Source organism: Streptomyces sp. NPDC059679, assembly GCF_042734105.1.
Lineage (GTDB): Bacteria > Actinomycetota > Actinomycetes > Streptomycetales > Streptomycetaceae > Streptomyces.
This window is the reverse complement of the sequence record NZ_JBHWES010000077.1, coordinates 1-26,494: the sequence shown is the minus strand read 5'-3', so window position 1 is coordinate 26,494 and position 26,494 is coordinate 1. Positions and strand designations below refer to the sequence as shown.

Here is a 26,494-nt window from a genome sequence, read left to right as displayed (position 1 = left end):
CGACGGGGTGCCGGCGCCCAGGACGCTTGGCGGCGGTCAGCCGGGTGATGTGCGCGGACAGCTCACCCACATAGCTGTACAGGTGGAGCTCCACAGGTCGGACAACCGAAAGACCTCATAGGCGGTGGAGACGCCGTGGACGCCGACACCGGCGTTCACCACCTCGGGCGGCTCGTCCAGCCGCAGGGACACACTCTTCATAGTGGCGGAAATCCGATCGGGGTGCTACCACGCCCCCATGCTGAGGACGTGGTCCTCTCCGGCGACAAGATCGATCAGCTCCGCGTCGCCGGAAGGAGATCTGACTTCGATGCGGACGGTGCGAGTCGGCCTCAGGACCGCCGTCGCCCCGTCGGGCCCCCAGGTCAGTTCGGCCTCGGCGCCGAATCGCGTGCGCACGCCCATGAGTCGGCCCGCCGGGAGAGCGGGCGGCAGCGCGGGCAGGAGGGCCAGTCGGTGGGGGGTCGACTGGAGCAACATCTCGATCAGTACGGCGGGCAGGGTGTGCGCGGCGTCCGCGTTGTAGACGTGGCGGTTCGGGTAGTGGGCGCTCATCAGGGAGGCGTGGAAGAAGTCGCCGTCCAGGACCTGGCCGAGGGCGCGGGCGACGCGTTCGCCGTCCCGGAGCCGGGCGGCGATGAGCGCGTGGTGGAGGTGGCCGTGCGCGGAGTCGTTCTCGGCGCCGCGCAGCTCGAGGGCGCGGTGGGCGGCGGCCGCGAGGTGGGGGGTGTCGTAGGGGGTGATCTCGTCGAGCGGCCAGACGCCGTAGAGGTGGCTGAGGTGACGGTGGTCGTAGGAGTCCAGGAGGCCGGGCCAGGCCCATTCGGCGAGGGCGCCGTCCTCGTTGATCCGATGTGGCGGGAGCCGCTCGGCGAGAGCTCGCCAGCGGTCGGCTTCCGGGGTGTCCGGGTGGTAGTCGGCCGCGGTGAGCAGGGCGTGGCGGGCCGCCGAGAGGTCCATGGCGGCGTTGATCGTGCCCCAGCTCGCGCCTGCGGGGCGGTTCTCGGGTGAGTAGGAGGGAACGACCACGAGGTGGCCGTCGTCATCGGTGCGGGTGAGGAAGTCCTCGTAGAACAGGGCGACTTCGGCGAGGGCGGACGCGGTGCGCAGGTCGCTGGTTCCGTGGGTCTCGTCGTGGTCGACGAGCGGCTTGAGCAGCCAGTCGGCGCCCGCGGTCCACAGGTGCAGGGGGTACTCGCGGTTGAAGTGGTACGAGTGGCCCGACTCGCCGTCGGTGTGGGCGGGGGCGACCACGCCCCGGGCGCCGAAGACCGCGCGGGCGTTGTCCCGCCAGTCCGGGAGCTGGCGGTGGATCAGCGCGGCATGGGCCTCGGTGACCTCGGGGAGGGCGGCGGCCGCGGCGGAGGCGGTCTGGAGGTTGAGGTTGGCGTCGTTGGTGAACGCGCCCGACCAGGCGGTGTTCCAGTCGCCGGTCCACAGGCCGGTCAGGCGGGGCGGGAAGAGGCCGCCGGCGGACAGCAGGTGGTAGCGGCCGGCCGCGAAGAGGCGCTCCAGCAGGGCGGCGTCCCGCGGTCTCTTCAGCAACTCCGAGCCCGGCAGGGCCCGTGCGGCCGCACCGGCGGCGAGATCGAGGGTGACTCGCTGGTAGGCGGTGCGGTGCAGGGCGACGTGGCGTTCGAGGAGTTCGTCGTACTCCGTCGGCAGGTCGCGCAGGGCCCGGCCTTCCACCGTCACATCGAGTTCGCCGGTGTGCCGCCGGACCCGGGTGAGGAGAGTTACGGACCGGGCGCCCTCGACGTGCGCGTGAGGCGGGGCGAGGGTCGTCGTGCCGCCGGTGACGACGACCAGGGTGACGCCGGTGAAGGCGAGGTGGCTGTCGGGGTAGCGGGCGCGCAGGCTCAGCAGGGCGCCCTCGGGGGTGACGACGGCTCCGTGGCCGACGGCCAGGTGGGCGGGGGCGCCGGGGAGGCGGTGGTCCAGGGAGATGTCGAGGGTGAGGCCGGGCGCCGTGATGTGCTGGACGATCACGTCGTCGGCGCGGGAGACGAAGACCCGGCTTCTCCAGCCGGCGCAGGTCGCCCGTACGACGCCCGTCGTGAAGTCGACGTCGCGGCGGTAGTCGTGGCGGCCTGCGGCGGAGCGAGCCAGGCGGACCTGGAAGGCGGGGTGGAAGGGCCGTACCCACTGCATCGGACGGCCGTCGGTGAAGCCCTCCGCGGCGGTGCGGTCGCCGGCCAGGAGGCGGTCCTGCAGTGCGGGCAGTTCGGCGGCGAGCCGGGGCGGCCGGCGGTGCTCACCGTCGCCGCCCGGCCGTACCAGGGTGTGATGCGTGACGACGACCCGCTCGTCGTCCGGCTCCCCGAACGCAAGGGCGCCGTGATGGCCGTTGCCGCTCAGGAAGCCGTCCTCCCAGCGCGCGGCCGGGTGCGGCTCCCAGGTGCCGTGGACCGGCCCGTTGATCGCGGTCATGGCCGGAGCACCGCCACGCCGTAGCGGCCGAGGGTCACCCGGTCGGTGACGGCCTCCCCCGTCAGCAGGTCGTGGTGGGTGCCGGGCACCTCCACGGTCACCGGTTCGCGGCCGTGGTTGAGCACGAACAACACCTCGCCCCGGCGTACGGCCTCGACCTGCTCGGGGAGGCCGTCGAGCACCGGCCGGACGCCCGCGCCGGAGGCGATCCGGGCCAGCAGGTCGCGCAGCGCCTCCGGCTCCGGGAGCGTGGAGACGTACCAGGCCCGGCCCTTGCGCAGGACGGCGGGCAGTCCGTCGAGTTCACCGCCTTCGTACGGCACGCTCTCCTCGGCGGTGCCGTCGGCCTCCAGCTCCTCGGACCACAGGGACGCCCGGAAGCCCTCGCAGGTGACGGTCTCCCCGGCGCCCAGCGGCCACCACTCGTGCAGGGTCCGGATGCCGAACAGCTCGCGCAGCCGGGCGTCCATGCCGCCGGGTCGGACCCGGTCGTCCTCGTCGGCGACGCCGGTCTGGAAGCCGCACACGAGGGTCCCGCCGCCGCGGACGTAGGCGAGGAGGTTGTCGATCGCCGCGTCGGTGAGCGCGTACAGCTGCGGCACGACGACCACCGGGTACGGCGTCAGGTCGTGCTCGGGGTGGGCGAAGTCGGTGGTGAGGTGGGCCTGCCAGAGGGCTCGGTGCCAGGCGCGCAGGACATCCGGGTAGTCCGCCTGGGTGGACAGGCGGCCGTCCTGGGCGCCGGCCCACCAGGAGTTCCAGTCGTGCAGGACGGCGATGCCGGCGGTGCCGTGCCGACCCGAGACGTCCGGGGCGATCCGCGCGAGGTCCGCGCCGAGTTGCTTGACCTCCTGGTAGGTCCGGCCCTCCTCCCCGGCGTGGCTGACCATGCCGGAGTGGAACTTCTCCGCGCCCTGCCGGGACTGCCGCCACTGGAAGTAGCAGACGGCGTCGGCGCCCCGGGCCACCGCCTGGAGGGACCAGAGCCGGTTGAGGCCGCGTGGCTTGGGGTGGTTCACGCCCCGCCAGTTGACGGGCCCGGCCGCCTGCTCCATGAGCATCCACGGCCCGCGTGCCTGGGAGCGGGTCATGTCCTGGACGAGTGCGCCGCTCTGGGCGCCCAGCGGGTCGCGCGGATCGGGGTAGATGTCGACGGAGACGACGTCCTCCTCCTCCGCCCAGCGCCAGGCGTCCTGGCCGAGCCACAGCGGCATGAAGTTGCTGGTGGCCGGCAGGTGCGGGGTGTGGCGGCGGACGATGTCCCGCTCGGCGACGTAGCACTCCAGGAGCATGTCGGAGGTGAAGCGCCTGAAGTCCAGCACCTGGCCGGGGTTGCGCATGTAGTGGGGCAGGCGGGGCGGCAGGATGCCGTCCCAGGTGTCGTAGCCCTGGCTCCAGAAGGCGGTGCCCCATGCCTCGTTGAGGGCGTCGAGGGTGCCGTACTTCTCGCGCAGCCAGCGACGGAAGGCGGCCGCGGCCTGGTCGCCGTAGTCGAAGGTGCAGTACTCGTTGTTGATGTGCCACATGGTCAGGGCGGGGTGGCGGCCGTAGCGGGCGGCGAGGTCCTCGGTGATGGCGGCGGCGTAGCGCCGGTAGGTGGCGCTGGAGTGCGAGAAGTGCTGCCGGCCGCCCCACCACTCGGTGCGGCCGTCCTCGGTGACGGGCAGGGTGTCCGGGTGCAGCCGGCCCATCCAGGGCGGGGGTGAGGAGGTGGGCGTGGCGAGGACGACGCCGATGCCGCCCTCGTGCATCAGGTCCATCAGGGTGTCCAGCCAGCCGAACTCCCGGGCGCCCGGCTGCGGTTCCAGCGTCGACCAGGAGAAGACGCCGAGGGTGACCGAGTTGACCCCGGCCGCCTTCATCAGCCGGACGTCCTCGTGCCAGGTCTCCTCCGGCCACTGCTCGGGGTTGTAGTCGCCGCCGAAGAGCAGGCGGCCGCCTGTCGCGTCACTGAGGTCGGGCATCAGGTGGGCTCCCCGTACTGCACGCCGCGTCCGTTGGTGGCGACATACACGCGGCCGTAGACGCGCGGATCGCCGCTGACGGCCCGGCCGATCCAGCCCCACTGATGTTGGTCGTCGTTGATCCGCACCCAGGTCTTCGCCTCGTCATCCGAGCGGTAGACGCCGATGACCGTCTCGGTGGAGCCGACCATGTAGATCGCCGGGTAGGAGGCGCCCTCGGCGGCCTTGCCGAATCCGAGGGTGTACGAGGCGGCGCAGCTGCCGACCTTGGTGACGGTCTCGCCGCCGTCGGTGGAGCGGTACAGCCCGTTCGCCTTGAGGCTCAGCCACAGGTCGCCGGAGCGGCCCGGGGCCGCGGTCAGCCGGAACTCCGTGTCGCCCGAACTCAGGCCGGTGGCCCGCGCGGTGAAGGTCAGGCCGCTGTCGGTGCTGGCGTGGAGCGTGCCGGTGGCGGTGTCGAAGGCGTAGAAGCACGTCGGGTCCACGGGGTCCGCGACCAGGACGGCGCCCTTCGGCAGGGAGCTGACCTCGGACCAGGTGGCGCCGTTGTCCGTCGAGCGGTGGGCCGGGGAGGTGGTGCCGAAGGACCACAGCAGCACACTGCCGTCGGCGTTGGTGACGATCGGCCCCGAGGCGTCCTTGGCGGCGGCCGGCTGTGTCTCGAAGGGCGCCCAGGTCTTGCCGCCGTCGTTCGACCAGGCGCCGTTGGCGCTGCTGCTCCCGCCGGTCCGCACGACGTACGACGGCTTGGCCGCGGCCAGCGCGAGCCCGGTGTTCGACCCGAACACGGGATTGGTGGCCATACCTCGCGATGGCGACGCCGTGAGCCGGTCGTGGTACATCACGCCGATGTCCCCGTTGCCGCTGATCAGGTGTGCCTCCCCGGTCGGCGGGGAGAGCAGCTGGAGTGCGGACGCCTCCTCCAGGCCCCGGATCTGCGGGGCCCAGTGCTTGAGGTCACGCGTGCTGTACAGGGTGGCGCCGGTGCCGTAGACGACGTGCTCGGAGTCGAACGGGTCGAGGCCGACGGCCTGGATCCACCAGCCGAACTTGGGCTTGTCGCCACCCCACGTGAGGTAGGGGGTCTCGGAGACGTCGAGGACGGCGTTGTCCTTCAGGGACTTCCAGGTGCGGCCGCCGTCGGTGGAACGGAAGACGGTGTCGATCTCCGCCCAGCGGTTGTTCGTGGACACGACGAGCGTCCCGGGCCGACGGGCATCGACGGCGACACCGCCGTAGCCGAAGGCGTCGGTGGACCCGTCTGTCGCGGTTCCGCCCGGCTTCACCGGCGTGACATCGGTCCACTTGCCATCGGCGGTGCGCAGTTTGTGCACGCTGCCGTCCGACTGGCCGTTGGGGCCGGGGGCGTTGGCGTACGTCACGTACAGCTCGCGCGTGAGGCGGTCGTACGCGGCGCGGACCGGCACCTTCGCGGCCGTGCCGGTGGGCTGCCCGGGGACCGGCTCCCAGGTCTTCCCGTCGGACGTGCGGTACAGGTTGGGCTTGCCCGCCGTGCCGTCGGAGTCGCCCCAGCCGGCGTAGACGCTGCGGCCCGCGGCGGCGAGGAGGGTGACGCCCTGGCCGGTGGCGCTCGGGGTGGCCGGGAAGCTCACCGCCTTCCAGGTGGCGCCCCGGTCGGTGGACTTGAGCAGCCCGTCGTGCCGGGTGCCGAGCCACAGGGTGTCCCCGTTCCGCGGGTCGACGAGCAGGCGCTCACCGCATCCGCGCCCGTCCTCGTTGCCGCCGAGCTTCACGGTGAGGTCGGTGCGCTTCCAGGTGGCACCCCGGTCCTCGGACCGCAGCACGGACCCGTTGCCGGCCCACGCCTGGGTGTACGTGCCGAGGGCCAGGTAGACCCGGTCCGGGTGGGCCGGGTCGACGGCCATGGCCTCGACGCCGAGGAGGTTCCAGTCGTCCCAGCCGAGGTGGTCGGTCAGCGGGATCCAGCTTTCGGCCAGGTCGTCCCAGCGGTAGGCGCCCCCGATGTCGGTGCGGGCGTAGGCGAGGCCGCGGACGGCGGGGTGGAAGAGGACGCCGGTGATGAAACCGGTGCCGCCCATGGCGACGCTGCGCCACCGGTAGCCGCTCTTGGCGACGGCCGCGGGAGCCTCAGCCTGCGCCCGCCCCGAAACCGTCGGCAGGGAGACGACCGCGGCGGCGGCAGCGGAACCGGCGAGAACGGAACGTCTGCTGAGGTGGAACGTGCTCATGACATACCTCGGTCTTGACGAAGGGGAAGTTGAGCAAGGGCCAGGGAGCTCCGGGACCTGTGCGACCAGCCATGGCGGAGCCGCGGGCAGCGCACGACGGCCGGCCCTACGGCGGGACTCGGAGCCCAGGAGGCTCAGCCCTTGATGGCTCCGGTGAGCATGCCCTTCTTGAAGTGCCGCTGTACGAAGGGGGAGGCGACCGCGACGGGGATCAGCGCGAGGACCATGACGGCCATCTGCAGTCCCAGGGCGGAGAGTTGCCCGGTGTGGACCGCTTGCTGAAGGCCAGTCGGTGCCTGGGTGTTCTTCTGGACCAGCTGGATGAGCACGTTCTGCAGCGGCATCATCTCCTGGTCGGTGAGGTAGATGGAGGCGTTGAACCAGGCGCTCCAGTAGCCGACCGCGTAGAACAGGGAGATGACGGCCAGCACAGCCCGCGACAGCGGCATGATGATGGTCAGCAGGATGCGCAGGTCACTGGCGCCGTCGATGCGGGCGGACTCGGTGAGCTCGGGGGAGATCCCCATGAAGAAGGCCCGCAGGACGAGGATGTTGAAGACACTGACCGCACTCGGCAGGACCAGCGACAGATAGCTGTCGGTGAGGCCCAGCGACTGCACCAGAAGGTACGTCGGAATGAGCCCGGCTCCGAAGAACATGGTCGCCATCATGGTCATCAGGAAGAACCGGTGCCCAAGACTGCCCGGCCGGGACAGCCCGTAGGCCGCGAACACCGACACTGTCATCGAGAACAGCGTGCCGAAGAGCGTCACACCGACCGAGACCATGATCGCGCGGCTGACCTGGCCGCCGCTGAGCAGTTCGGTGTAGTTGATGAAGGTGATGCCCTCGGGGATCACGACCAGGCCGCCGACCCGGTCGATCACGGGTTTGGGAGAGAGGCTGGTGACGATCACGATCCACAGCGGACCGAGCACCCCCAGGCAGCAGAGCAGGAGGAAGCCGCCCTTGGCGGTGAGTCCGATCTTGCTCGGCGGCTCCTCCCACGCGGGGCGGGGGGGAGCCTTCAGGCTGCGGATGAGCTGCGTGTTGAGGCTCACTTCTTGTACACCCCCTGCTCGCCGAGCAGGTGCGCGACCTTGTTCGCACCCAGGACGAGACACACTCCGATGACTCCCTTGACGAGGCCGACCGCGGCCGCATAGCTGAAGTCGCCGTTCTGGATGCCCACGTTCCACACATAGGTGTCGAGGACCTCACTGGCCCCCGCACCCACCGCCCACCGCTGGAGCAGGAACTGCTCGAATCCGACGCTCAGCGCGTCGCCCACCCGCAGGACCAGCAGCAGCGCGATCACCGGGCGCAGCGCGGGCAGCGTGACATGCCACATGCGTCGCCAGCGCCCCGCGCCGTCCATGGCGGCGGCCTCGTACAGATCGGTGCTGACGGCGGACAGAGCCGCGAGGAAGACGATGATCCCCCAGCCGGCGTCCTTCCACACGCTCTGCCCGATGACCAGATACTTGAAGAGGTCCGCGTTGGTCATCAGGTCGAACCCGCTCCACCCGTGCTTCTCCAGGGTCTGCGCGATGATGCCCGCGCCACCGAGAATCTGCTGGAACACGGTGACCACGAGGACCCACGAGAAGAAGTGCGGCAGATACATGATCGCCTGCGCCACGGCCCGCACCCGGGGCCGGATCACGCTGTTGATGACCAGCGCGAGGACGATGGGCACCGGGAAGAACAGCACCAGTTGGAGCACGAACAGGACGATGGTGTTCTTCGTGGCGCTCCAGAACAGCGGGTCGTCGAGCATCCGCGAGAACTGCTCCACGCCCACCCAGGGGCTGTGGAAGATCGCCGTCATGCCGTTGCTGGAGACGTACGGATCGTATTCCTGGAAGGCGACGACGTTGCCGAGCAGGGGGACGTAGTTGAAGAGGAGGAGCAGGGCGATGACGGGCAAGGTCATCAGGATGAGCGCGCGGTCGCGGCGCAGCCGGATCCGCCAGGGGACCTTGCCGGCCTTGCCCGTCTTGCCGGCCTTGTTCGTCCTGCGTGGCACCTGGTCCTTCGCCGCCGCGGGGGCGACCGCGGCCGTCGGCTCCTCGACGGCCGCGGGGGGACGGGTCCCGTCGGGACGGCTCCCGGCCGTGAGCGACATCAGTTGGCGCTGCCGTTCTTCTCGAGAAGCTTCTTGTACCAGTCGCGCAGCTTGTCGCCACCGGAGGACTTCCAGGTGGAGATGGCCTGCTGCACATCGGACAGCTTCTTGTGGCCGCGCACGAAGTCGATCTCCATTTGCTCGAACTGGCTGGAGAGGGTCGCGTAGCGGGCCGGTTCGACGATGTTCATGCCGTAGGTGGACGTCTTCTTCACGAAGGCACCCTGCCGCTGCTGCCACTCGACCTGCTTGCGGGCGATCTCGGGGAGGTCGGGGTGGGCCAGGTAGGGAGCCGGGGCCGCCAGCATCACCCAGGCGTTGACCACCTCCTGGTTGCCCTTGTCGTTCTTGACCGGGACGCCGTCCTTGACCGTGTAGTGGGTGCCCTCGACGCCGTAGTCGACGAACATCCGCTCCTTGGTGCCATAGGGCGCGGCCGCGAAGTTGGCGGCGGCCAGCGCGTTCTCGATCGTCTCCTTCGAGGCGCCCTTGCGGATCATCGACCAGATGGTGGCGGGCGGGCCGGCGTACAGCGTCGGGTTGCCGCCGTCGGCGCCGAAGTAGTCCATGCCCTCCATATCGAAGTCCGGATTGGACTTCGCCTGCTCGGCGGTCTTGCCGTACCAGGCGGAGGTGTCGCTGCAGACGACCAGGATCTGCCCGGCGGTGAACCGCTGGACGGGGTCGCCCGTGTTGGCCTTGTCGTCGGGATGGACCACGCCCGCGTCGAACAGCTTGCGGACCCACTCCAGGTGTTCGAGGTACTCGGGGTGCTCGATGCGGTACGTCAGCTTGCCGTCGTCCCCGATGTTCCAGCCGAGCGGCCCGGCAGGGAGGAGACCGAAGATGGCCGCCGCCGCCCACCTCATGTCACCACAGGCCCACACCTTGGCCTTGGGGCTGGTTGCTTCCTTGGCCCAACTCAGGAACTCATCGGGCGACTTGGGAACGGTGTAGCCCTTCTTGTCGAAGATGTCCTTGCGGTAGTAGGGCACGATGCCGGGCGCGGGAGCGGCGGGCATCGGGATGCCGCGCAGCGCGCCGCCGAAGATGGACATGCGCCAGGCGTCGGACGGTATCGCGGCCAGGTTCGGGTACTTCTTGACTTTGTCGCCCGCCAGGTAGGGGCCGAGGTCCATGAACTTCGCGGTGACCGCGCTCGCGATCTTGCCGACCAGTTCCCAGCTCGGCACGACCACCATGTCGGGTATGGAGCTGGAGGCGAGGACGGCGCCGAGCTTCTCGCCGTAGGTGATGCCGTCCTGGTTCTGCCAGGTGATCTTGGTGCCCGCCGCGGCGTCGAGCGCCGTGTAGTAGGCGCATCCAGGCTTCGGCGGGGAGCCCCAGAACGGGGACATGATCTTGAAGGGGGCGCCGGTGCCGAGCTTGTCCGGGACCGAGGTAACCAGCTTCGCGAGGTCGACCTTGCTGGTGTAGCCGGCCGCTGAACCGTTCTTCGGCGGAAGGTCCGGCTTGGCAGCGGTCTTGCTGGCGACGTACGTCGGGAGCAGCTTGTCCGCTGCCTTGCCCGACGTGGCACCCTCTCGCGATCCGCTGTCCGAACCGCCGCAGGCGGTGAGCAGCGGCATCCCGCCGGCTACCGCTGCGGTGACGACCGCCGTGGAAGCGAGGAAGCTTCTCCGGCTGGGTCCGGAGGGGATGGAGGCGGCATTCGGCGTCATTGCGTCAACCCTTCATGGCGCACCTGGACACCCGGCGGTGGGCCGTCGGTTGTAGTGTCCGGAGTGGAACTGGCTGAGCTGAAGCAGTCCTCCGACCACTACCAAGGGGCGCCCACCCCACAGATGGGCGGCCTCGCAGTCGAAGCGCTTCGATGTTGCTGCGAGGTTAAGTGAAGGTATTGGGGTGCACAAGAGTCGAAACAAAGATTCCTCGGAGCTGCGGAGGGACCCGACCACACTCTTATCTCACCTGAATAACGGTCAGGGGTCGAAGATATTGCGCCGGGGTGTCTTGACACCCACCCCCGAGTCGACTGAGCATCGAAGCGCTTCGAAAGCGTTTGCACCGCTCCATCGCAAGGGGACCCCCAAGTGACCGCACACACGCCGCCAGTTCCGCCCTTCCGCGATCGGCACCTGCCGTTCGCGAAGCGCGTCGACGACCTCCTGTCGCGGCTCACCCTCGACGAGAAGATCGGATTCCTGCACCAGTGCGCGCCCGCCGTGGAGCGGCTCGGCGTCGCCGCGTTCCGCACCGGCCAGGAGGCCCTGCACGGCGTGGCCTGGATGGGTCCGGCCACCGTCTTCCCGCAGTCCGTGGGCCTGGGTGCGACCTGGAACACGGATCTCGTACGGCGGGTCGGCGAGGCGGTGTCCAAGGAGGTCCGGGCGATGCGCGCCCGCGACGACCGCGTGGGGCTGAACGTCTGGGCCCCGACCGTGAACCTGCTGCGCCACCCTCTGTGGGGCCGGAACGAGGAGGGCTACTCGGAGGACCCGAAGCTCACCTCGGCCATCGCCACCGCCTACACACACGGCCTGCGCGGCGAGCACCCGACGTACTGGCGCACCGCGCCCGTCCTCAAGCACTGGCTGGCCCACAACAACGAGACGGGCCGCGACGTCACGTCCTCCTCGGTCCGCCCGCGCGTCCTGCGCGAATACGACCTGCGCGCCTTCCGCGAGACGGTCGAGGCGGGCGCCGTGGCCGGGGTGATGCCGGCGTACAACCTGGTCAACGGCCGCCCGAACCATGTCTCGCCCTATCTGCGCGAGCATCTGCGCACCTGGACCGACGAGGACCTGCTGGTCTGCTCGGACGCGGGCGCGCCCTCGAACCTGGTCGACTCCGAGCACTACTTCGACACCCACGAGGAGGCGACGGCCGCCGCGCTGCGGGCCGGCGTCGACAGCTTCACCGACCACGGCACCGACAGCTCGAAGATCACCGCACGGGTACGCGGCGCCCTCGACAAGGGCCTGCTGACCGAGTCGGACATCGACGCGGCGGTCCGCCGCCAGCTCTCGGTCCGCTTCCGCCTCGGCGAGTTCGACCCGGAGCACGACCCGCACGCGCTCACCACGGACTTCGACACCCCGGCCCACCGCGCCCTCGCCCAGGAGGCCGCCGAGCAGGCGGTCGTGCTGCTCAAGAACGACGGCGGCCTGCTGCCGCTCGCCCCGGACACCCGGCTGGCCGTGGTCGGCCCGCTCGCCGACGAGTGCAAGCTCGACTGGTACAGCGGCACGCTCCTGCACCGCCGCACGCCGTTGGAGGGCCTGCGCGAGCGGTTCGGCTCGGAGCGGGTGCGGTTCGCGGAGGGCGTGGACCGGATCCTGCTGAAGACCTCGGCCGGAACCTTCCTGCACGTGCCCGAGACGGACGCCGACGACGAGGTCCGCGGCGCGGAAGGCGCCCTCGACCCGGCCCTGCTCGCGGGCCGGACGGACCTGCCCCCGCTCACCACCGACGCGACCGGCACCGAGCTGTCCCTCATCGACTGGGGCGGGGGCGTGCTGACCCTGCGCGCCCCCGACGGCCGCTATCTCTCCGTCGCCGAGGACGGTCATGTCCGAGCCTCCGCCGACCAGCCCGGCGGCTGGATCGTCCAGGAGACGTTCCGCCTGGAACCGCACGAGAACGGGCACCTTCTCCGGCACCTCGGTACGGGGCACCCCGTCTCCGTCGCCGCCGACGGCGTCAAGGTCGCCGAAGGGAACGGGGAGATCTTCGAGGTCGTGGTCGTCGAAAGCGGCGAGGACGCGGTGAGCCGGGTCGCCTCGCAGGCGGACGTGGTCTTGGTGGTCGGGGGCAACGATCCGCACATCAACGGACGCGAGACCGAGGACCGTACGACCCTGGCCCTCCCCGGCCACCAGGAGCGCCTGCTGCGCGCGGCCCGCACGGCCAACCCGAACACGGTGCTGGCGCTGGTGTCGGCGTACCCGTACACGGTCGACCACGCGGACGTGCCGGCGCTGCTGTGGACGGCCCACGGCGGCCAGGCGGCCGGCAGCGCCCTGGCCCGGATCCTGGCCGGCGACGTCTCCCCCGCCGGCCGCCTCCCGCAGACCTGGTACGGCGACGACTCCGACCTGCCGGACCTCCTCGACTACGACGTGATCGGCGGCCGCCAGACGTACCTCTACTTCGAGGGCACGCCGCTCTTCCCGTTCGGCCACGGCCTGTCGTACGCGTCCTTCTCCTACGAAGGCCTCACGACTCGCGTCGAGGACGGGGCACTGCACGTGTCCTTCACGGTCCGCAACACCGGTGACGTCACCGCGGACGAGGTCGCCCAGCTCTACACCCGGGCCATCGAGCCGTCGGTGCCACGGCCCCGCAGGGAACTGGCCGCGCACCAGCGTGTGACGCTCGCGCCCGGCGAGGTCACGGAGATCGCCTTCCGGGTGCCGATGTCGGCGTTCGCGTTCTGGGACGTGGCGCAGGGACGTCAGCGGGTGGCACCGGGCCTCCACGAGATCCTCGTCGGAGCGTCCAGCGAGGACATCCGCCTGGTCCGGACCATCGACCTCGACGGCGAGCCGTCCCTCCCCCGGCCGGTCATGGTGGGTGGCCTGGAGGCGGTGGACTTCGACGACCAGAGCGACACGGAGATCGTGGACCGCGCGAAGACGTCCGGTGACTCCGTCGCCCCGGTGGCCGGCGTGGGGGGCGAGCTGGTGTTCCGTGACTGTGATTTCGGAGCGGGAGCTGCCGGAATCACGGTGGAGGCCGCGGGTGAGGGCACGGTCGAGCTCTCACTGGGTGACGGTCCGGTACTGGCAGTGCTCACGCTGTCCCCGGGTACGGCCGGGCCCTACGACTACTCCACGGTGAGCGTCCCCGTCGTCGTGCCGGCCGGTGTGCACGACGTCCGCCTCGGACTGCGTGGCCCGGTGCGGCTCGCGCGCGTCACCTTCTCCGTCTGAGGTCCACATCGACCCCATGTGCGCGGGAGTCGCCGCACAGGAGTCCGGCACCGGAAGGCTCGGTGCCGGACTCGGCTTCTTCAGCCCCGCGTTCGGCCTGGTCCTCGTCGCCCGGACCCGTTCGGGCGCAGGGACCACCGGCTCTCCAGCGCACACCATCGCGACGCTCGACCACGACACCCTGAACCGCGCCCCAAGGACCGCTGCCACTGGTACCGGGGGCTGATCACCGCGCACCGCGCGCGGACGGAGGAACCTGCCCGATGAAGTTCACAGACGGCTACTGGCTGATGCGTCCGGGCTGCACCGCCCGCTATGCCACCGAGGTCGCCGACATCCACGCCGATGACCACCGGATGACGCTGTACGCACCCGTGAAACACGTGAGCCGACGCGGGCAGACCCTCAACAGCCCGCTCCTGACGGTGGAGTGCTGGTCCCCGGCCGAGGGAGTCATCGGCGTGCGGACCACCCACCATGCCGGATCGGTGCGCCGGGGACCGGAGTTCGCGTTGCCCGGCGCCGATGCGGACGCCGGCAAAGTACGCCGGGACGGAGCGGTGCTGGAGCTCTCCTCCGGCGAACTGACGCTACGGGTGGATACGGAACAGCCGTGGCGGCTGGAGTTCACCGCTGACGGACGCGTACTGACCTCCGCCGGCGAGCGCGGCACCGGTTTCGTCACCGACGCCGAGGGCCGCCACTACATGCTCGGCCAGCTCTCCTTGGACGTCGGAGAGCAGGTCTACGGCCTGGGCGAGCGTTTCACCCCGTTCACCAAGAACGGCCAGAGTGTGGACATCTGGCAGGCCGACGGCGGAACCAGCAGCGAACAAGCGTACAAGAACGTCCCGTTCCATCTGACCAACCGTGGATACGGCGTGTTCGTGAACCATCCCGGCAAGGTCAGCTACGAGGTCGGCTCCGAGTCGGTCGGCCAGGTCCAGTTCAGCGTCGAGGACCAGTCACTGGAGTACTTCGTCGTCCACGGCCCGACCCCGAAGCAGGTCCTGGAACGCTACACCGCGCTCACCGGCCGCCCGGCCCTGCCGCCTGCCTGGGCACTGGGCCTGTGGCTGACCACGTCCTTCACCACCGACTACGACGAGGCCACGGTCGGCCGCTTCATCGACGGCATGGCCGAGCGCGGCATCCCGCTCAGCGTCTTCCACTTCGACTGCTTCTGGATGCGCGCCTACCAGTGGTCCGACTTCGTATGGGACGCGGAGACCTTCCCCGACCCGGTCGGCATGCTGAGCAGGCTCAAGCAGCAGGGGCTGCGGATCTCCGCCTGGATCAACCCGTACATCGCGCAGAAGTCGGCGATGTTCGAGGAGGGCATGCGCGAGGGCCACCTGGTGCGGCGCCCGGACGGCAGCGTCTGGCAGTGGGACCTGTGGCAGCCCGGCATGGCCCTGGTGGACTTCACCAACCCGGCCGCGCGCGACTGGTACACCGGCAAATTGAAGACGCTGCTCGACCAGGGCGTGGACTGCTTCAAGACCGACTTCGGCGAGCGCATCCCCACCGACGTCGTCTGGCACGACGGCTCCGACCCCGAGCGGATGCACAACTACTACACCCACCTCTACAACCAGGCCGTCTTCGAACTGCTGCGCGCCGAGCGAGGCGAGGGCGAGGCGCTGCTGTTCGCCCGCTCCGCCACGGCGGGCGGCCAGCAGTACCCGGTCCACTGGGGTGGCGACTGCGAGTCCCATTTCAACGCCATGGCCGAGTCGCTGCGCGGCGGGCTCTCCCTCGGCCTGTCCGGCTTCGGTTTCTGGAGCCATGACATCGGCGGCTTCGAGGGCACCCCGACCCCGTCCGTGTTCAAGCGCTGGGTGCAGTTCGGGCTGCTCTCCTCGCACAGCCGCCTGCACGGCAGCAACTCGTACCGCGTGCCGTGGGACTACGGCGAGGAGGCCGTCGACGTCACCCGCGAGTTCACCCTGCTCAAGCACCGCCTCGCCCCGTACCTCCAGCGCGCCGCGCAGCAGGCGCACACCACCGGTGTCCCGGTGATGCGCGCCATGGTGCTGGAGTTTCCCGACGACCCGGCCGCCGCCACCCTCGACCGGCAGTACATGCTCGGCGACGACCTGCTCGTCGCCCCGGTCTTCACCGACGACGGCACAGTCGAGTACTACGTGCCGGAAGGCACCTGGACCAATGTGCTGACGGGCGCGCAGGTCACCGGTCCGCGCTGGGCCCGTGAGCAGCACGGTTTCCACACCCTGCCGCTGCTGGCCCGCCCGGACTCGGTCATCGCGCTGGCCGCCGACGACCAGCACCCGGTCTCCGCCTGGGCGGACGGCGTCGAACTGCGGGTGCACGCCTTCGCCGACGGCGCCGAGCGCACCGTGGTGATTCCCGGCACCGACGGCCCCGGTGAGACGGCCCGCTTCCACCTGCGCCGCCGGGGCGACCACCTGCATGTGACCACCGACAGCCGGCACCCGTGGCGCTTGCGGATCGGCGGCCCGAACGCAACCGTGCACACCCGACCCGCCGGCACCTCGGAGGCCGACCTGCCGTACCCGGCCTGAACCCGACAGCCAGGGCGGAGTCCCTGCAGCCCGGTGAACGCGTTCCGAAACGCCACGGGAGGCAGGGGCGAGGGATTGCACCAACGACAAGGCAGCGCAAAAATGAGCAGAGTATTACATGACCATGTCAGCACCACGGGTATCCGCTTTCCTTGATCACGGAAAGGGTGCAACATGTCCTCCTCCCTCAGCCGACGGCGGCTGCTGCAGGCGGCCGGGGCCACGGCCGTGGCCTCCGCCGCTGAATCCGTCGTCGGATCCTCGCCCGCCCGAGCAGCAAGCGCCCCTGTCCGGGCCGACATCGGGGTGTCCGCCTATCCTTTCGAACTCGGTCAGGTCCGGTTGACCGCGAGCCGATGGCTGGACAACGAGAACCGCACGCGGAACTACCTGCGGTTCGTCGATGTCGACCGGTTGCTGTACAACTTCCGTGCGAACCACCGGTTGTCCACCAATGGTGCCGCTTCCAACGGCGGCTGGGACGGGCCGACGTTCCCCTTCCGCACCCACATGCAGGGGCACTTCCTCACCGCGTGGGCGCAGGTGTATGCCGTGACGGGGGACACCACCTGCCGGGACAAGGCTGCGTACATGGTGGCGGAGTTGGCCAAGTGCCAGGCCAACAATGGCGCCGCGGGGTTCAACGGCGGGTACCTGTCCGGCTTTCCCGAGTCCGACTTCAGCGCTCTCGAGGCCGGAACCCTGTCCAACGGCAACGTGCCGTACTACGTCATCCACAAGATCCTGGCCGGCCTGCTGGATGTGTGGCGCCATATGGGCAGCACGCAAGCCCGTGACGTGCTGTTGAGTCTGGCCGGATGGGTCGACTGGCGCACCGGTCGGCTGAGCGGCCAGCAGATGCAGTCCACGCTGGGGACCGAGTTCGGTGGCATGAACGCCGTGCTGTCCGACATCTACCACCAGACCGGCGACTCGCGATGGCTCACCACCGCACAACGGTTCGACCACGGCGCGGTGTTCGACCCGCTGGCATCCAATCAGGACCGGCTGAACGGGTTGCACGCCAACACCCAGGTGCCCAAGTGGATCGGCGCGGCCCGGGAATACAAGGCCACCGGCACCACCCGCTACCGGGACATCGCCACCAACGCCTGGAACATCTGCGTCAACGCGCACACCTATGTCATCGGCGGCAACAGCCAGGCGGAACACTTCCGCCCCCCGAACGCCATCGCCGGCTACCTGAACCAGGACACGTGCGAAAGCTGCAACACGTACAACATGCTCACGCTCACCCGGGAGCTGTTCACGCTGGACCCGGACCGGGTCGCGTTGTTCGACTACTACGAACGGGCGTGGCTGAACCAGATGATCGGCCAGCAGAACCCGGCCGACAACCACGGCCACGTCACCTACTTCACCCCGCTCAACCCGGGGGGCCGACGTGGGGTGGGTCCGGCGTGGGGCGGTGGCACCTGGAGCACCGACTACGACAGCTTCTGGTGCTGCCAGGGCACGGGCCTGGAGACGCACACCAAGCTGATGGACTCCGTCTACTTCTACAGCGACACCACGCTGATCGTGAACCTGTTCGTGCCCTCGGTGCTCAACTGGTCACAGCGGGGGATCACGGTCACCCAGACCACGTCGTACCCCGTCAGCGACACCACGACCCTCCAGGTCACCGGCAACGTCAGCGGCACCTGGGCCATGCGCATCCGCATCCCGAGCTGGACCACCGGGGCCACCATCAGCGTCAACGGCACGACGCAGAACATCACCGCAACGCCCGGCAGCTACGCCACCTTGACCCGTTCCTGGACCTCCGGCGACACGGTCACCGTCCGCCTGCCCATGCGGATCATCATGCGGGCGGCCAACGACAACGCGAACGTCGCCGCGGTCACTTACGGTCCGGTGGTGCTGTCCGGCAACTACGGCAACACCTCACTCAACTCCCTCCCGTCGCTGAACACGTCCTCGATCACACGGACCAGCAGCACCTCGCTCGCCTTCACCGCCACCGCCAACGGCTCCACCATCAACCTGGGCCCGTTCCACGACGCGCACGGCCACAACTACACCGTCTACTGGAACGCCAATGGCCAGGGCGGAGGCAACAATGCCACCGTCCGCCTTGTCAACGTGAGCAGCGGCCTCGTGCTGGGCGTCCAGGACATGTCCACGGCCGACGGTGGCCGCGCCCTGCAGTGGCACGATTCGGGTACCGCGGATCACGACTGGGAAATGATCGACGACGGAAACGCGGTCAGGTTCCGCAATGCCAACAGCGGCAAGGTGCTCGGCGTTCAGGACATGTCCACGGCCGACAATGCTGTTGTTCTGCAATGGTCGGACAACGGCACCGCCGACCACAGGTGGACACTGCTCGATCAGGGAGACGGGACGTACAAAATCCGTAACGTGAACAGCGGCAAGGTGCTCGGCATGCAGAACAACTCCACCGCCGTCGGCGTGTTCGCGGTCCAGGATTCGGATAACGGTTCCGCCGACAACCGGTGGCGAATCGTGAGCAACAGCTCCTGAGCTTTTCAGCTCGGAGACGCCATCAGATGTGCCCAACCGTTCTCGGTCAGGTCGATGTCGGGCGGGTAGGCGGGTAGCGGAAGACGAACCTGTGGGCGCCGGGAATGACCGGCACCCACAGGCCCCGCCACCGACCGCATCGCTCCAGGGCAGCACCCCCGCTCTTGCGCTTCACAGTCGAAAGGTGCCCAGATCCGCGGTGAACGGCCGGTCGTAGATCTCCAGGTTGCGGATGGACGCCCAGGCCCCGGCCTGCAGTCCGGTGACGGTGACCCGTACGTAGCGGGCTCGAGCGCTGAACAGGGCGACCTGCACCTGGCTGGTGCTGGTGGTGTCCGTGTGGTCGGCCAGGGTGGTCCACTCGGCGTTGTCGGTGGAACCCTCGATCCGGTACCGGTAGTTCGCGCCGTCGGACTCCCAGGCGATCCGGGTGCCGGTGAGCGACGTGGGCGCCCCGAGGTCCACCTTGAGCCACTGCCCGGTGTTGCCGTTGTTCGCACACCAGCGGGTGGCGGTGGAACCGTCGATCGCCTTGGCCGCGGTGTTGCCCTGCGACGCCTCCTCGCTGCTGGCCATGGCGGCCTTGCCCACGGCGATGTCGGTCGGCTGTACCGTCCGGTCCAGCGTGACTGCGACCACACTGTCCTCGGGGATGCGGGTGCGGTTGATGCCGGTGATGGTCACCTTGCCGTTCCCGTCCATGCTGTGGGGCAGGTTCGCGCCCGAGGTGACGTCGATGACCCGGGTGACCCGTGCGTCCCCGATCGGCGGGGTGGTGAACGAGGTGCCGCTGTAGCCGGGCAGCAGGTGGATGTAAAAGGTCTTGTCCTTGTACGTGAACCCGTACTGGCCGTCCACCGGGTTCCACGGGCCGCCGCGGGTGCCGTACACGGCCTGGCCGCAGGTCGTCATGAAGGAACCGATCCGGCGGACCAGGTCCGCTTGGGCAGTGGGCACCGCACCGGTACGGTCCGGCCCGACGTTGACCAGGCAGGTGATGTCGCGTACCCAGGCATTGACCAGGATGTTCATGGCCGTGCCGAAGCTCATCACACTCGCTCCGGAGTTGTAGCCCCAGGTGCCGCAGATGGTGAAGCACTTCTCCGCCACACGGCCGACGCGGATCGGGCCGGTCGGAACGGAAGAGCCTTCCTCGCTGGTGTAGTCGCCGATCCAGCCGGAGCGCAGGGTGGTGACGATGTCCGGCTGGTGTTTGCGCACCAACCCGGTCAGGCCGAGGGAGCGGCCGGTGGCGGGGTCGGTCTCGCTGTAGGCGGAGTCCACCGGCCATTCGTTCGACGTATCGCGGAACTTGCCGGGCTCCCAGAAGAAGGCGGCGTCCGCGTCCGAGCCCTGCTGGCCGAGCCAGCCTCCGTCCCACCACAGGTCGTCGATCTTCCCGTACTGGGTCACCAGCTCCCTGACCTGCTGGTACACCTCGTTTTTCATGATCCGTGCGTTCTCTTTGTGTGCGGGGTCGGTGACGTACCCCCATGCGTTGGGCAAGCAGTTGGTGCCGGTCACGTCGTAGTAGCCCGGATAGCGCCAGCTCAGGGGCGAGAAGTACAGGCCAACCTTCAGCCCGGCATCGCGCACGGCTGTGACGTACTGGCTGATGAAGTCGCGCCGCAGTGGAGCCTGTCCGGCATGCCAGGCGCCCGGGTGTGTGGACGGCCACAGCGCGAAGCCTTCGTGATGACGCGCCGTCAGCACGGTGTACTTCGCCCCCATGTCCTTGGCCAGCCGAGCCCAGTCGTCCGGCCTGTAGGCGGTGGCCGTGAACTGCTCGCCGGTGGCGTCGGTCACGTATGTGCGGTAGTTCTCCGGTGTGACGGCGGCGTTCTCCATGTACCACTCGCCCTTGGCCGGGCCGGAGTACACACCCCAGTGGATGAACATGCCGAGCTTGGCATCCTGCAGCCACTGGATCTTCGCATCGGGCTGCTGCTCGACTCCCATGTCGAGCTTGGGAATGCGCAGCGGCGGGAGCGGCAGCGGCTGCCTGGCGGCAGCATAAGCGGGGGTCGCCACGACCGGTGCGACCACCGCGGCGACCGTTGTCGCCGCCATACCGGCAAGCACGCTTCGACGGGTGAGCGATTCCGACACGGTTGATCCCTCCTGACTGTGCACGGGCAGCACGAACGATGCCGGGGATCAGCGTCCGGGCCGCGGATCGATGGATCCATCCAGATGCGGCGTGATTCAGGGGAGCCACACAGAGGTATGCATCCGCTGGGATGACATTGGATGTATTAATGAGCATGAACCCATGCTCTGTCCAGAGGGAGGGCAGACTTCCCCGCAAATCGGGGCGGTTTCGAAGCGACTCAGCGCAGCATGCGTGAGATACATGGGATATATGACCCCCTTGGAGGCCGAGCTATGGAAGCTGCCGCAGAGCCGACCGATGAGAAGCCGGTTCGGTCCGGCCCGTTGACGCAGCCTCTCGCGCCAGGCGCTGGATGAGCGCGACTGTCTCCTCCGACAGCGGTGGCCGGCCGGGGCCGGTTGCGGTTTGGCGCCGTTTCAAACACTGCGCCTGCCGAGAATGTCATCCGCCTTGGTCAGAGCGGGGACACCGAACTCCACGGTCGCTCGTGCAGACGCTCTCACGTAGCCGGTGGCGAGCGACCGGGACAAGGATGCGGAGATCCTGGCTCCCCGTCATCAGATCACGGTCCTGGAACGCCAACTCGGCAAGGGAAAGGCCCGGTTCAGCCCGAGCGACCGGGCGTTCCTGGCGGCGCTGCCGCACCGGCTGCCGTTGCCCGCCCTGCGGCATCTGCGACTGCTCGTACGTCCTGACACGGTACTGCGCCGGCATGCCGCTTCATCACGGCCCGAGCAACCCGGTCGGCCTCGCACCGTGTGCTCCATCCGGACTCTGGTACCGCGCCTGGTCAGGGAGAATCCGAACTGGGGCTACAGGCGGCTCCACGGCGAACTGCTGGTGCTGGGAGTGAAGGTGGCCGCCTCGACTGTATGGAAGATCCTCAAGGATGCCGACGTCGATCCAGGCCCGGCCGGAGCTCCAGCACGCGGGCCGACTTCCTGCGCGCCCAAGCCGACGCCCTCCTCGCCTGTGACTTCCACGTGTATGGACCCTGTACCAGCGCCAGTTGCGTGGTACAGAGCCTCTGCGAGCGGATATTGCTGGCCTCGCGCCGTGCGCCGTGTCCCGCTCGGGCATCATGCCAGTGGTGCAGACGGGGGGCGGTGCCTCGCGGCTTAAGGTGTGCTGTCGCATGAGGTTGGTACCACGCCGACTGGCACTCCCCTGCGTTAACGGTCCTGGCGTGCGACGACGGCCCCCACCCGGAGGACTGGGCAGGGCCGTCTTGGCGGCGCGGGCCTGCTGCTCGTCGGCGTCGCCCCGCCCGCGCCGCGCATTCGGCGCCGGGGCGACCGGTATGGCCCGCCGAAAGAATGTGCGCGGGTATGTCGATCCAGGCAGGCTCTGTTCGACGCAGGGGTGAGAGAAGGCCATCAACACGAGAGGTGAAAGCCGTGCCCAAGGTCCGCGTACACAACGTGACGATCTCCCTCGACGGCTTCGTGGCCGGCGCGAACCAGCGACTGGACGCCCCGTTCGGCGACGGCGTTGGCTGGGGCGACGACCTGCACAGCTGGTTTGTCTCCGCGACGGAAGATTCCGCCGCGGGCAAGACCGGAATCGATGTCGGCTACTTCGCCTGCGGCGAGCAGAACATCGGCGCCACGATCATGGGACGGAACATGTTCGGGCCGCAGCGCGGGCCGTGGGAGGACGAGTCCTGGAAGGGCTGGTGGGGTGACAACCCGCCCTACCACCACGACGTTTTCGTGCACACCCACCATTTGCGCCCGACGCTGGAGATGGCCGGCGGAACGACTTTCCACTTCACCGCCGAGCCGCTGGAGACGGTGCTGCAGCGCGCGTTCGACGCCGCGGGCGGCAAAGACGTCCGGATCGGCGGCGGCGCGGCGGTCATCCAGCAGTATCTGCGCGCCCGGCTGATCGACGAGCTCCACATGGTGATCGCGCCGATGCTCATCGGACGCGGGGAGCGGCTGCTCGACAATCTGGGGGACGGAATCGACGGCTACCGGGTGTCCGAGCTGGTCGGCTCGCCGACCGTCACGCACGCGGTGCTGGTCCGCCGCTGACGCGCGGGGTCAGGGTTCGCTTCGCCGGGGTGGGTGTGCTGCCGCGCCCGCCTCGGTGGTTCGTCATCGTGGTCTTGGCCCTCGTCGCTGTGCGGCGGGTAGTCGGCTGTAGTTGTGCCGGGCCCCGTGTGGCGGTGGGGCCGGCCGTTCGGTCGGGGCCGCTGGTGTCCGGACAGTCAGCGGCGACTACTGCGGAGTGTGCTTGTTGCCCTTTCCGAGGTACTTGAGCACGTACACCGCAAGGTGGTCCACGTCCCCTGCGCGTCCCTGACCGCTGAGGATGCGCCGGAGCCGGTAAGCGAACTTACGGCCGATGCTGTGGTCACCTTCGCCCCAGAAAGCTGTCACCTCTGGGTTCGGCAGCATGTCGCCCTGGCTCTGCTCATGAGTTGTGGATCATTCAGCGAGGCATACCGACTGCACGGGAGATCACAGCGTCGAAGGCGCGGTCAGGCAGGACTCCGCGCAGGGTGATGAGGGGCCGGGCGCCGAAGCCGGTGGCGTAGCGGGTTTTGGGGCGGCGGGCGGTGACGGCCTTGCCGATGGCGTCGGCGATAACGGTGGGCGGGGAGTTGCGCTTGGCGTTGGCCTCGGAACGCAGGGAGGAGGCCACAGCGGTGGCCTGGGCGGCGTAGGGGCCGCTGCTGGAGGACTTCTCCAGCTTGTCGGCGGCGATGGCGCCCCATTCGGTGGCGATGCCACCGGGTTCGATGACGACGACATCGATACCGAAGGGCTTGGCCTCCAGGCGCAGGCAGTCGCTGAGGGCTTCGAGGGCGAACTTGGTGCCGTGGTACCAGCCGCCGAGCGGCGTGTAGATCTTGCCGCCCATCGAGGTGACGTTGACGACTGTGCCGGAGTGTTGGGCGCGCATGTGGGGCAGGACGAGCTGGGTCAGGCGCAGGGCGCCGAAGACGTTGACCTCGAACTGGTAGCGGGCCTCGTCCAGGGAGACGTCCTCGATGGCGCCGTAGGAGCCGTAGCCGGCGTTGTTGACCAGGACGTCGATGCGGCCGGTCTCGGCGGTGAGGCGGTCGACGCCGGTGCGCATGGAGTCGTCGTCGGTGACGTCCATCGCCAGCGGGCGGATGCCGCGGTCGGCGAGCTTGTGGAGGCGATCGGTGCGGCGGGCGGCGCCGTAGACGGTGTAGCCGAGTTCCTGGAGCTTGAGGGCGGTGGCCTCACCGATGCCGGAGGAGGCACCGGTGACGAGAGCGGTCTTGGCGGGCATGGCTGGTCCTCACGACTAAGGTGAACGGTGGTTCACCATCTATCATGAACCACAGTTCATGTTTGTGCAAATGAAAGGGCAGGGGGCCTCATGACCCAGGGCAGGGCACCGCGCGCCGACGCGGTCCGCAACCGAAGGAAGATCCTGACCGCCGCCGGCGAGCAGATCACCGCACACGGGCCCGACGTCGGGATGGACGAGATAGCCGCCGCCGCGGGCGTGGCCGTGGGCACCCTGTACCGCCACTTCCCCACCAAGACCGACCTGGTCGCGGCCGTCGTCGCCGAGTACGTCGCCCGCGTCGCGGACGACGCCGAGGCCGCCCTCGGGCGCGTCAGCACCGGCACCCACGCCCTGGACGAGCTGACCGCGTTCCTCGGCCGCGTCATCGAGGCGTCCGTGACCGACCGCGCCGTCAAGGCCGCTGCCCAGGCCCTCGGTGCGGAGCCGGGCGACCGAGCCGCCGAGGACCGCGCGGGTGCCGCCGTCGCCGCCCTCATCCACGCAGGCCAGGTCGACGGCGACATCCACCCCGACGTCACCGTCAACGACATCTACCTGCTGTTCTCCACCGCACCCACCGACCAGCCCCCCATCGCCCGCGCCCGCTGGCTCACCCTCGTTGTTCCAGGACTGACCACCCAAGCCCGTCCTTCAGGCAGCTGAGGACCGGGATACTCGAGTCGCTGCGGCCCGTGTCAGCCATCGGCCTCACCGGGGACTGTTGCCGAAACGCTGGTCACCTGCGCGAGGCCTACGGCAGGTGATCCGCATCGCCCGTACCCTTGGCCGACCGACATCGGGCTGTCGCCCGGTGGGGCGGCACCACATAGCGGGTGCCGAAGACTGGAGGCAACATCTCATGCTGATCGCTCAGCGTCCCACTCTCACCGAAGAGATCGTGGACGGGTACCGCTCCCGGTTCGTGATCGAGCCGCTGGAGCCGGGCTTCGGCTACACCCTCGGCAACTCCCTGCGTCGCACCCTCCTCTCCTCGATCCCCGGCGCCGCCGTCACCGGCATCCGGATCGACGGCTTGCTGCACGAGTTCACCACCGTGCCGGGCGTCAAGGAGGACGTCACCGACCTCATCCTCAACATCAAGCAGCTCGTAGTCTCCTCCGAACACGACGAGCCGGTCGTGATGTACCTGCGCAAACAGGGCCCCGGCCTGGTCACCGCCGCCGACATCGCCCCGCCGGCCGGCGCCGAGGTGCACAACCCCGACCTGGTCCTGGCCACGCTGAACGCCAAGGGAAAGCTGGAGATGGAGCTGACCGTCGAGCGCGGCCGCGGCTACGTCTCCGCCGTCCAGAACAAGCAGCCGGGCCAGGAGATCGGCCGGATCCCGGTCGACTCCATCTACAGCCCGGTACTCAAGGTCACCTACAAGGTCGAGGCGACCCGCGTCGAGCAGCGAACGGACTTCGACAAGCTGATCGTCGAAGTCGAGACCAAGTCCGCGATGCGTCCGCGTGACGCGGTGGCCTCGGCAGGCAAGACGCTGGTCGAGCTGTTCGGCCTGGCCCACGAGCTGAATGCCGACGCCGAGGGCATCGAGGTCGGCCCGTCGCTGACGGACGCCGCGCAGGCGGCCGATCTGGCGATCCCGATCGAGGAACTGGAGCTCACCGTCCGTTCCTACAACTGTCTCAAGCGCGAGGGCATCCACTCCGTGGGTGAGCTCGTGGCGCGGTCCGAGGCGGACCTGCTCGACATCCGCAACTTCGGTGCGAAGTCGATCGACGAGGTCAAGGAGAAGCTGACCAGTATGGGCCTGGCGTTCAAGGACAGCCCGCCCGGATTCGACCCGACCGCTGCGGCCGCCGCCTTCGGCCCAGGCAACGACACGGGCTTCGCCGAGACCGAGCGGTACTGAACCGTTCCAGGCTCCGGGAGCCGGGTGACAGGATTGGGCCGATACGCCGAGGCGAGAAGTCGTGGACCAATCCGGGCATCGTGATCCAGCTCATCGAGGAGACCGACGGCCGCCGGTGCGTACGCAAGACCTGGGCTGCACGGGGCGAGGTCGAGGGCCCAGCGTCCTGAGAGCACCCATGCCCCGTGCCCCGCCCACGGTTGCCGCGCCACCTCGCCTGCCGGGCGGCCTACTCGTCAGGATGGACGGCCTGGACGCCGGTGTCTTCGTACGTCTCGGGCGTCAGGGTGAGCAGGAAGCGGCCGGTGGGGAAGTCGGCGGAGGGGCGAGCGGCGTGGGCGACGGCCTCGTTGTACGGGTCCTTGGGATCGCGGAGTGCGGTGGCGGTCGTGTGGTCCAGGACGACCGCGATCGGCCCCACTACGCGGCCGCCGGGTCCTGGCGGCGCCCAGGCGCTCCAGGAGACCAAAAGAACTCGTTCGCCGTGACACCGGGCATCTCCAACACCCGCCTGTTGCTTGTGAAGCTCCGGCCGGGGGACATGTCCCCCGGCC

General features: G+C 69.3%; 16 protein-coding genes and 1 pseudogene. 8 read left to right on the top strand and 9 right to left on the bottom strand.

Going from position 1 to position 26,494, the window contains the following annotated elements:
* Nucleotides 1-225 precede the first annotated feature (225 nt).
* The 6 genes from ACFV2X_RS46960 to ACFV2X_RS46935 form a co-directional block, all read right to left on the bottom strand.
* Entirely contained in the window at nucleotides 226-2,430 is a 2,205-nt protein-coding gene (locus tag ACFV2X_RS46960; protein ID WP_385628396.1) for a glycoside hydrolase N-terminal domain-containing protein, read from the bottom strand.
* Nucleotides 2,427-4,394 carry a beta-galactosidase gene (locus ACFV2X_RS46955; RefSeq protein ID WP_385628393.1) on the bottom strand — a complete coding sequence of 656 codons (1,968 nt, stop codon included), beginning with the start codon at nucleotides 4,392-4,394 and terminating at the stop codon, nucleotides 2,427-2,429. The genes ACFV2X_RS46960 and ACFV2X_RS46955 overlap by 4 nt, the downstream gene beginning before the upstream one ends.
* Entirely contained in the window at nucleotides 4,394-6,604 is a 2,211-nt protein-coding gene (locus tag ACFV2X_RS46950) for a 1,4-beta-glucanase (protein ID WP_385628391.1), read from the bottom strand. The genes ACFV2X_RS46955 and ACFV2X_RS46950 overlap by 1 nt, the downstream gene beginning before the upstream one ends.
* Before the next feature lie 134 nt (nucleotides 6,605-6,738).
* Nucleotides 6,739-7,665 (bottom strand): carbohydrate ABC transporter permease, encoded by a 927-nt coding sequence (locus ACFV2X_RS46945; RefSeq protein ID WP_385628388.1) that lies wholly within the window; start codon nucleotides 7,663-7,665, stop codon nucleotides 6,739-6,741.
* Entirely contained in the window at nucleotides 7,662-8,732 is a 1,071-nt protein-coding gene (locus ACFV2X_RS46940; protein ID WP_385628386.1) for an ABC transporter permease, read from the bottom strand. Before ACFV2X_RS46940 ends, ACFV2X_RS46945 begins: the two co-directional genes overlap by 4 nt.
* Nucleotides 8,732-10,414 carry an extracellular solute-binding protein gene (locus ACFV2X_RS46935; protein WP_385628383.1) on the bottom strand — a complete coding sequence of 561 codons (1,683 nt, stop codon included), beginning with the start codon at nucleotides 10,412-10,414 and terminating at the stop codon, nucleotides 8,732-8,734. Before ACFV2X_RS46935 ends, ACFV2X_RS46940 begins: the two co-directional genes overlap by 1 nt.
* A gap of 372 nt (nucleotides 10,415-10,786) precedes the next feature.
* Between ACFV2X_RS46935 and ACFV2X_RS46930 the strand changes: the two genes are divergently transcribed.
* The 4 genes from ACFV2X_RS46930 to ACFV2X_RS46915 all read left to right on the top strand — a co-directional run bounded on the left by ACFV2X_RS46930 (nucleotide 10,787) and on the right by ACFV2X_RS46915 (nucleotide 18,681).
* Nucleotides 10,787-13,627: a glycoside hydrolase family 3 C-terminal domain-containing protein gene (locus ACFV2X_RS46930; RefSeq protein ID WP_385628382.1), complete on the top strand. Its 2,841-nt coding sequence runs from the start codon at nucleotides 10,787-10,789 to the stop codon at nucleotides 13,625-13,627.
* Between the two features lie 16 nt (nucleotides 13,628-13,643).
* Nucleotides 13,644-13,853, top strand: a complete 210-nt coding sequence (locus tag ACFV2X_RS46925) for a hypothetical protein (protein WP_385628379.1) — start codon at nucleotides 13,644-13,646, stop codon at nucleotides 13,851-13,853.
* 37 nt (nucleotides 13,854-13,890) lie between these two features.
* On the top strand, nucleotides 13,891-16,173 hold the full coding sequence (gene yicI / locus ACFV2X_RS46920; protein WP_385628377.1) for an alpha-xylosidase: 2,283 nt from the start codon (nucleotides 13,891-13,893) through the stop codon (nucleotides 16,171-16,173).
* Nucleotides 16,174-16,347: 174 nt separating this feature from the next.
* Entirely contained in the window at nucleotides 16,348-18,681 is a 2,334-nt protein-coding gene (locus tag ACFV2X_RS46915; protein WP_385628374.1) for a beta-L-arabinofuranosidase domain-containing protein, read from the top strand.
* A 171-nt stretch (nucleotides 18,682-18,852) separates the two neighbouring features.
* Here the strand turns inward: ACFV2X_RS46915 and ACFV2X_RS46910 are convergent, their stop codons facing one another.
* The gene (locus ACFV2X_RS46910; protein ID WP_385628371.1) at nucleotides 18,853-20,790 is read right to left on the bottom strand and encodes an alpha-L-fucosidase; all 1,938 of its coding nucleotides are present in this window, start codon (nucleotides 20,788-20,790) and stop codon (nucleotides 18,853-18,855) included.
* A 514-nt stretch (nucleotides 20,791-21,304) separates the two neighbouring features.
* Between ACFV2X_RS46910 and ACFV2X_RS46905 the strand changes: the two are divergent.
* Nucleotides 21,305-21,775, top strand: a pseudogene (locus ACFV2X_RS46905) (helix-turn-helix domain-containing protein); the annotation flags it as partial.
* Nucleotides 21,776-22,191: 416 nt separating this feature from the next.
* Entirely contained in the window at nucleotides 22,192-22,830 is a 639-nt protein-coding gene (locus tag ACFV2X_RS46900) for a dihydrofolate reductase family protein (protein ID WP_385628369.1), read from the top strand.
* 400 nt (nucleotides 22,831-23,230) lie between these two features.
* Here ACFV2X_RS46900 and ACFV2X_RS46895 read toward each other — a convergent pair whose 3' ends face one another.
* The gene (locus ACFV2X_RS46895) at nucleotides 23,231-24,061 is read right to left on the bottom strand and encodes an oxidoreductase (RefSeq protein ID WP_385628367.1); all 831 of its coding nucleotides are present in this window, start codon (nucleotides 24,059-24,061) and stop codon (nucleotides 23,231-23,233) included.
* 90 nt (nucleotides 24,062-24,151) lie between these two features.
* Between ACFV2X_RS46895 and ACFV2X_RS46890 the strand changes: the two genes are divergently transcribed.
* Both ACFV2X_RS46890 and ACFV2X_RS46885 read left to right on the top strand, forming a co-directional pair.
* Nucleotides 24,152-24,727 (top strand): TetR/AcrR family transcriptional regulator, encoded by a 576-nt coding sequence (locus ACFV2X_RS46890; RefSeq protein ID WP_385628365.1) that lies wholly within the window; start codon nucleotides 24,152-24,154, stop codon nucleotides 24,725-24,727.
* 196 nt (nucleotides 24,728-24,923) lie between these two features.
* The gene (locus ACFV2X_RS46885) at nucleotides 24,924-25,940 is read left to right on the top strand and encodes a DNA-directed RNA polymerase subunit alpha (protein ID WP_385628363.1); all 1,017 of its coding nucleotides are present in this window, start codon (nucleotides 24,924-24,926) and stop codon (nucleotides 25,938-25,940) included.
* Between the two features lie 229 nt (nucleotides 25,941-26,169).
* Here the strand turns inward: ACFV2X_RS46885 and ACFV2X_RS46880 are convergent, their stop codons facing one another.
* The gene (locus ACFV2X_RS46880) at nucleotides 26,170-26,361 is read right to left on the bottom strand and encodes a hypothetical protein (protein WP_385628361.1); all 192 of its coding nucleotides are present in this window, start codon (nucleotides 26,359-26,361) and stop codon (nucleotides 26,170-26,172) included.
* Nucleotides 26,362-26,494 lie beyond the last annotated feature (133 nt).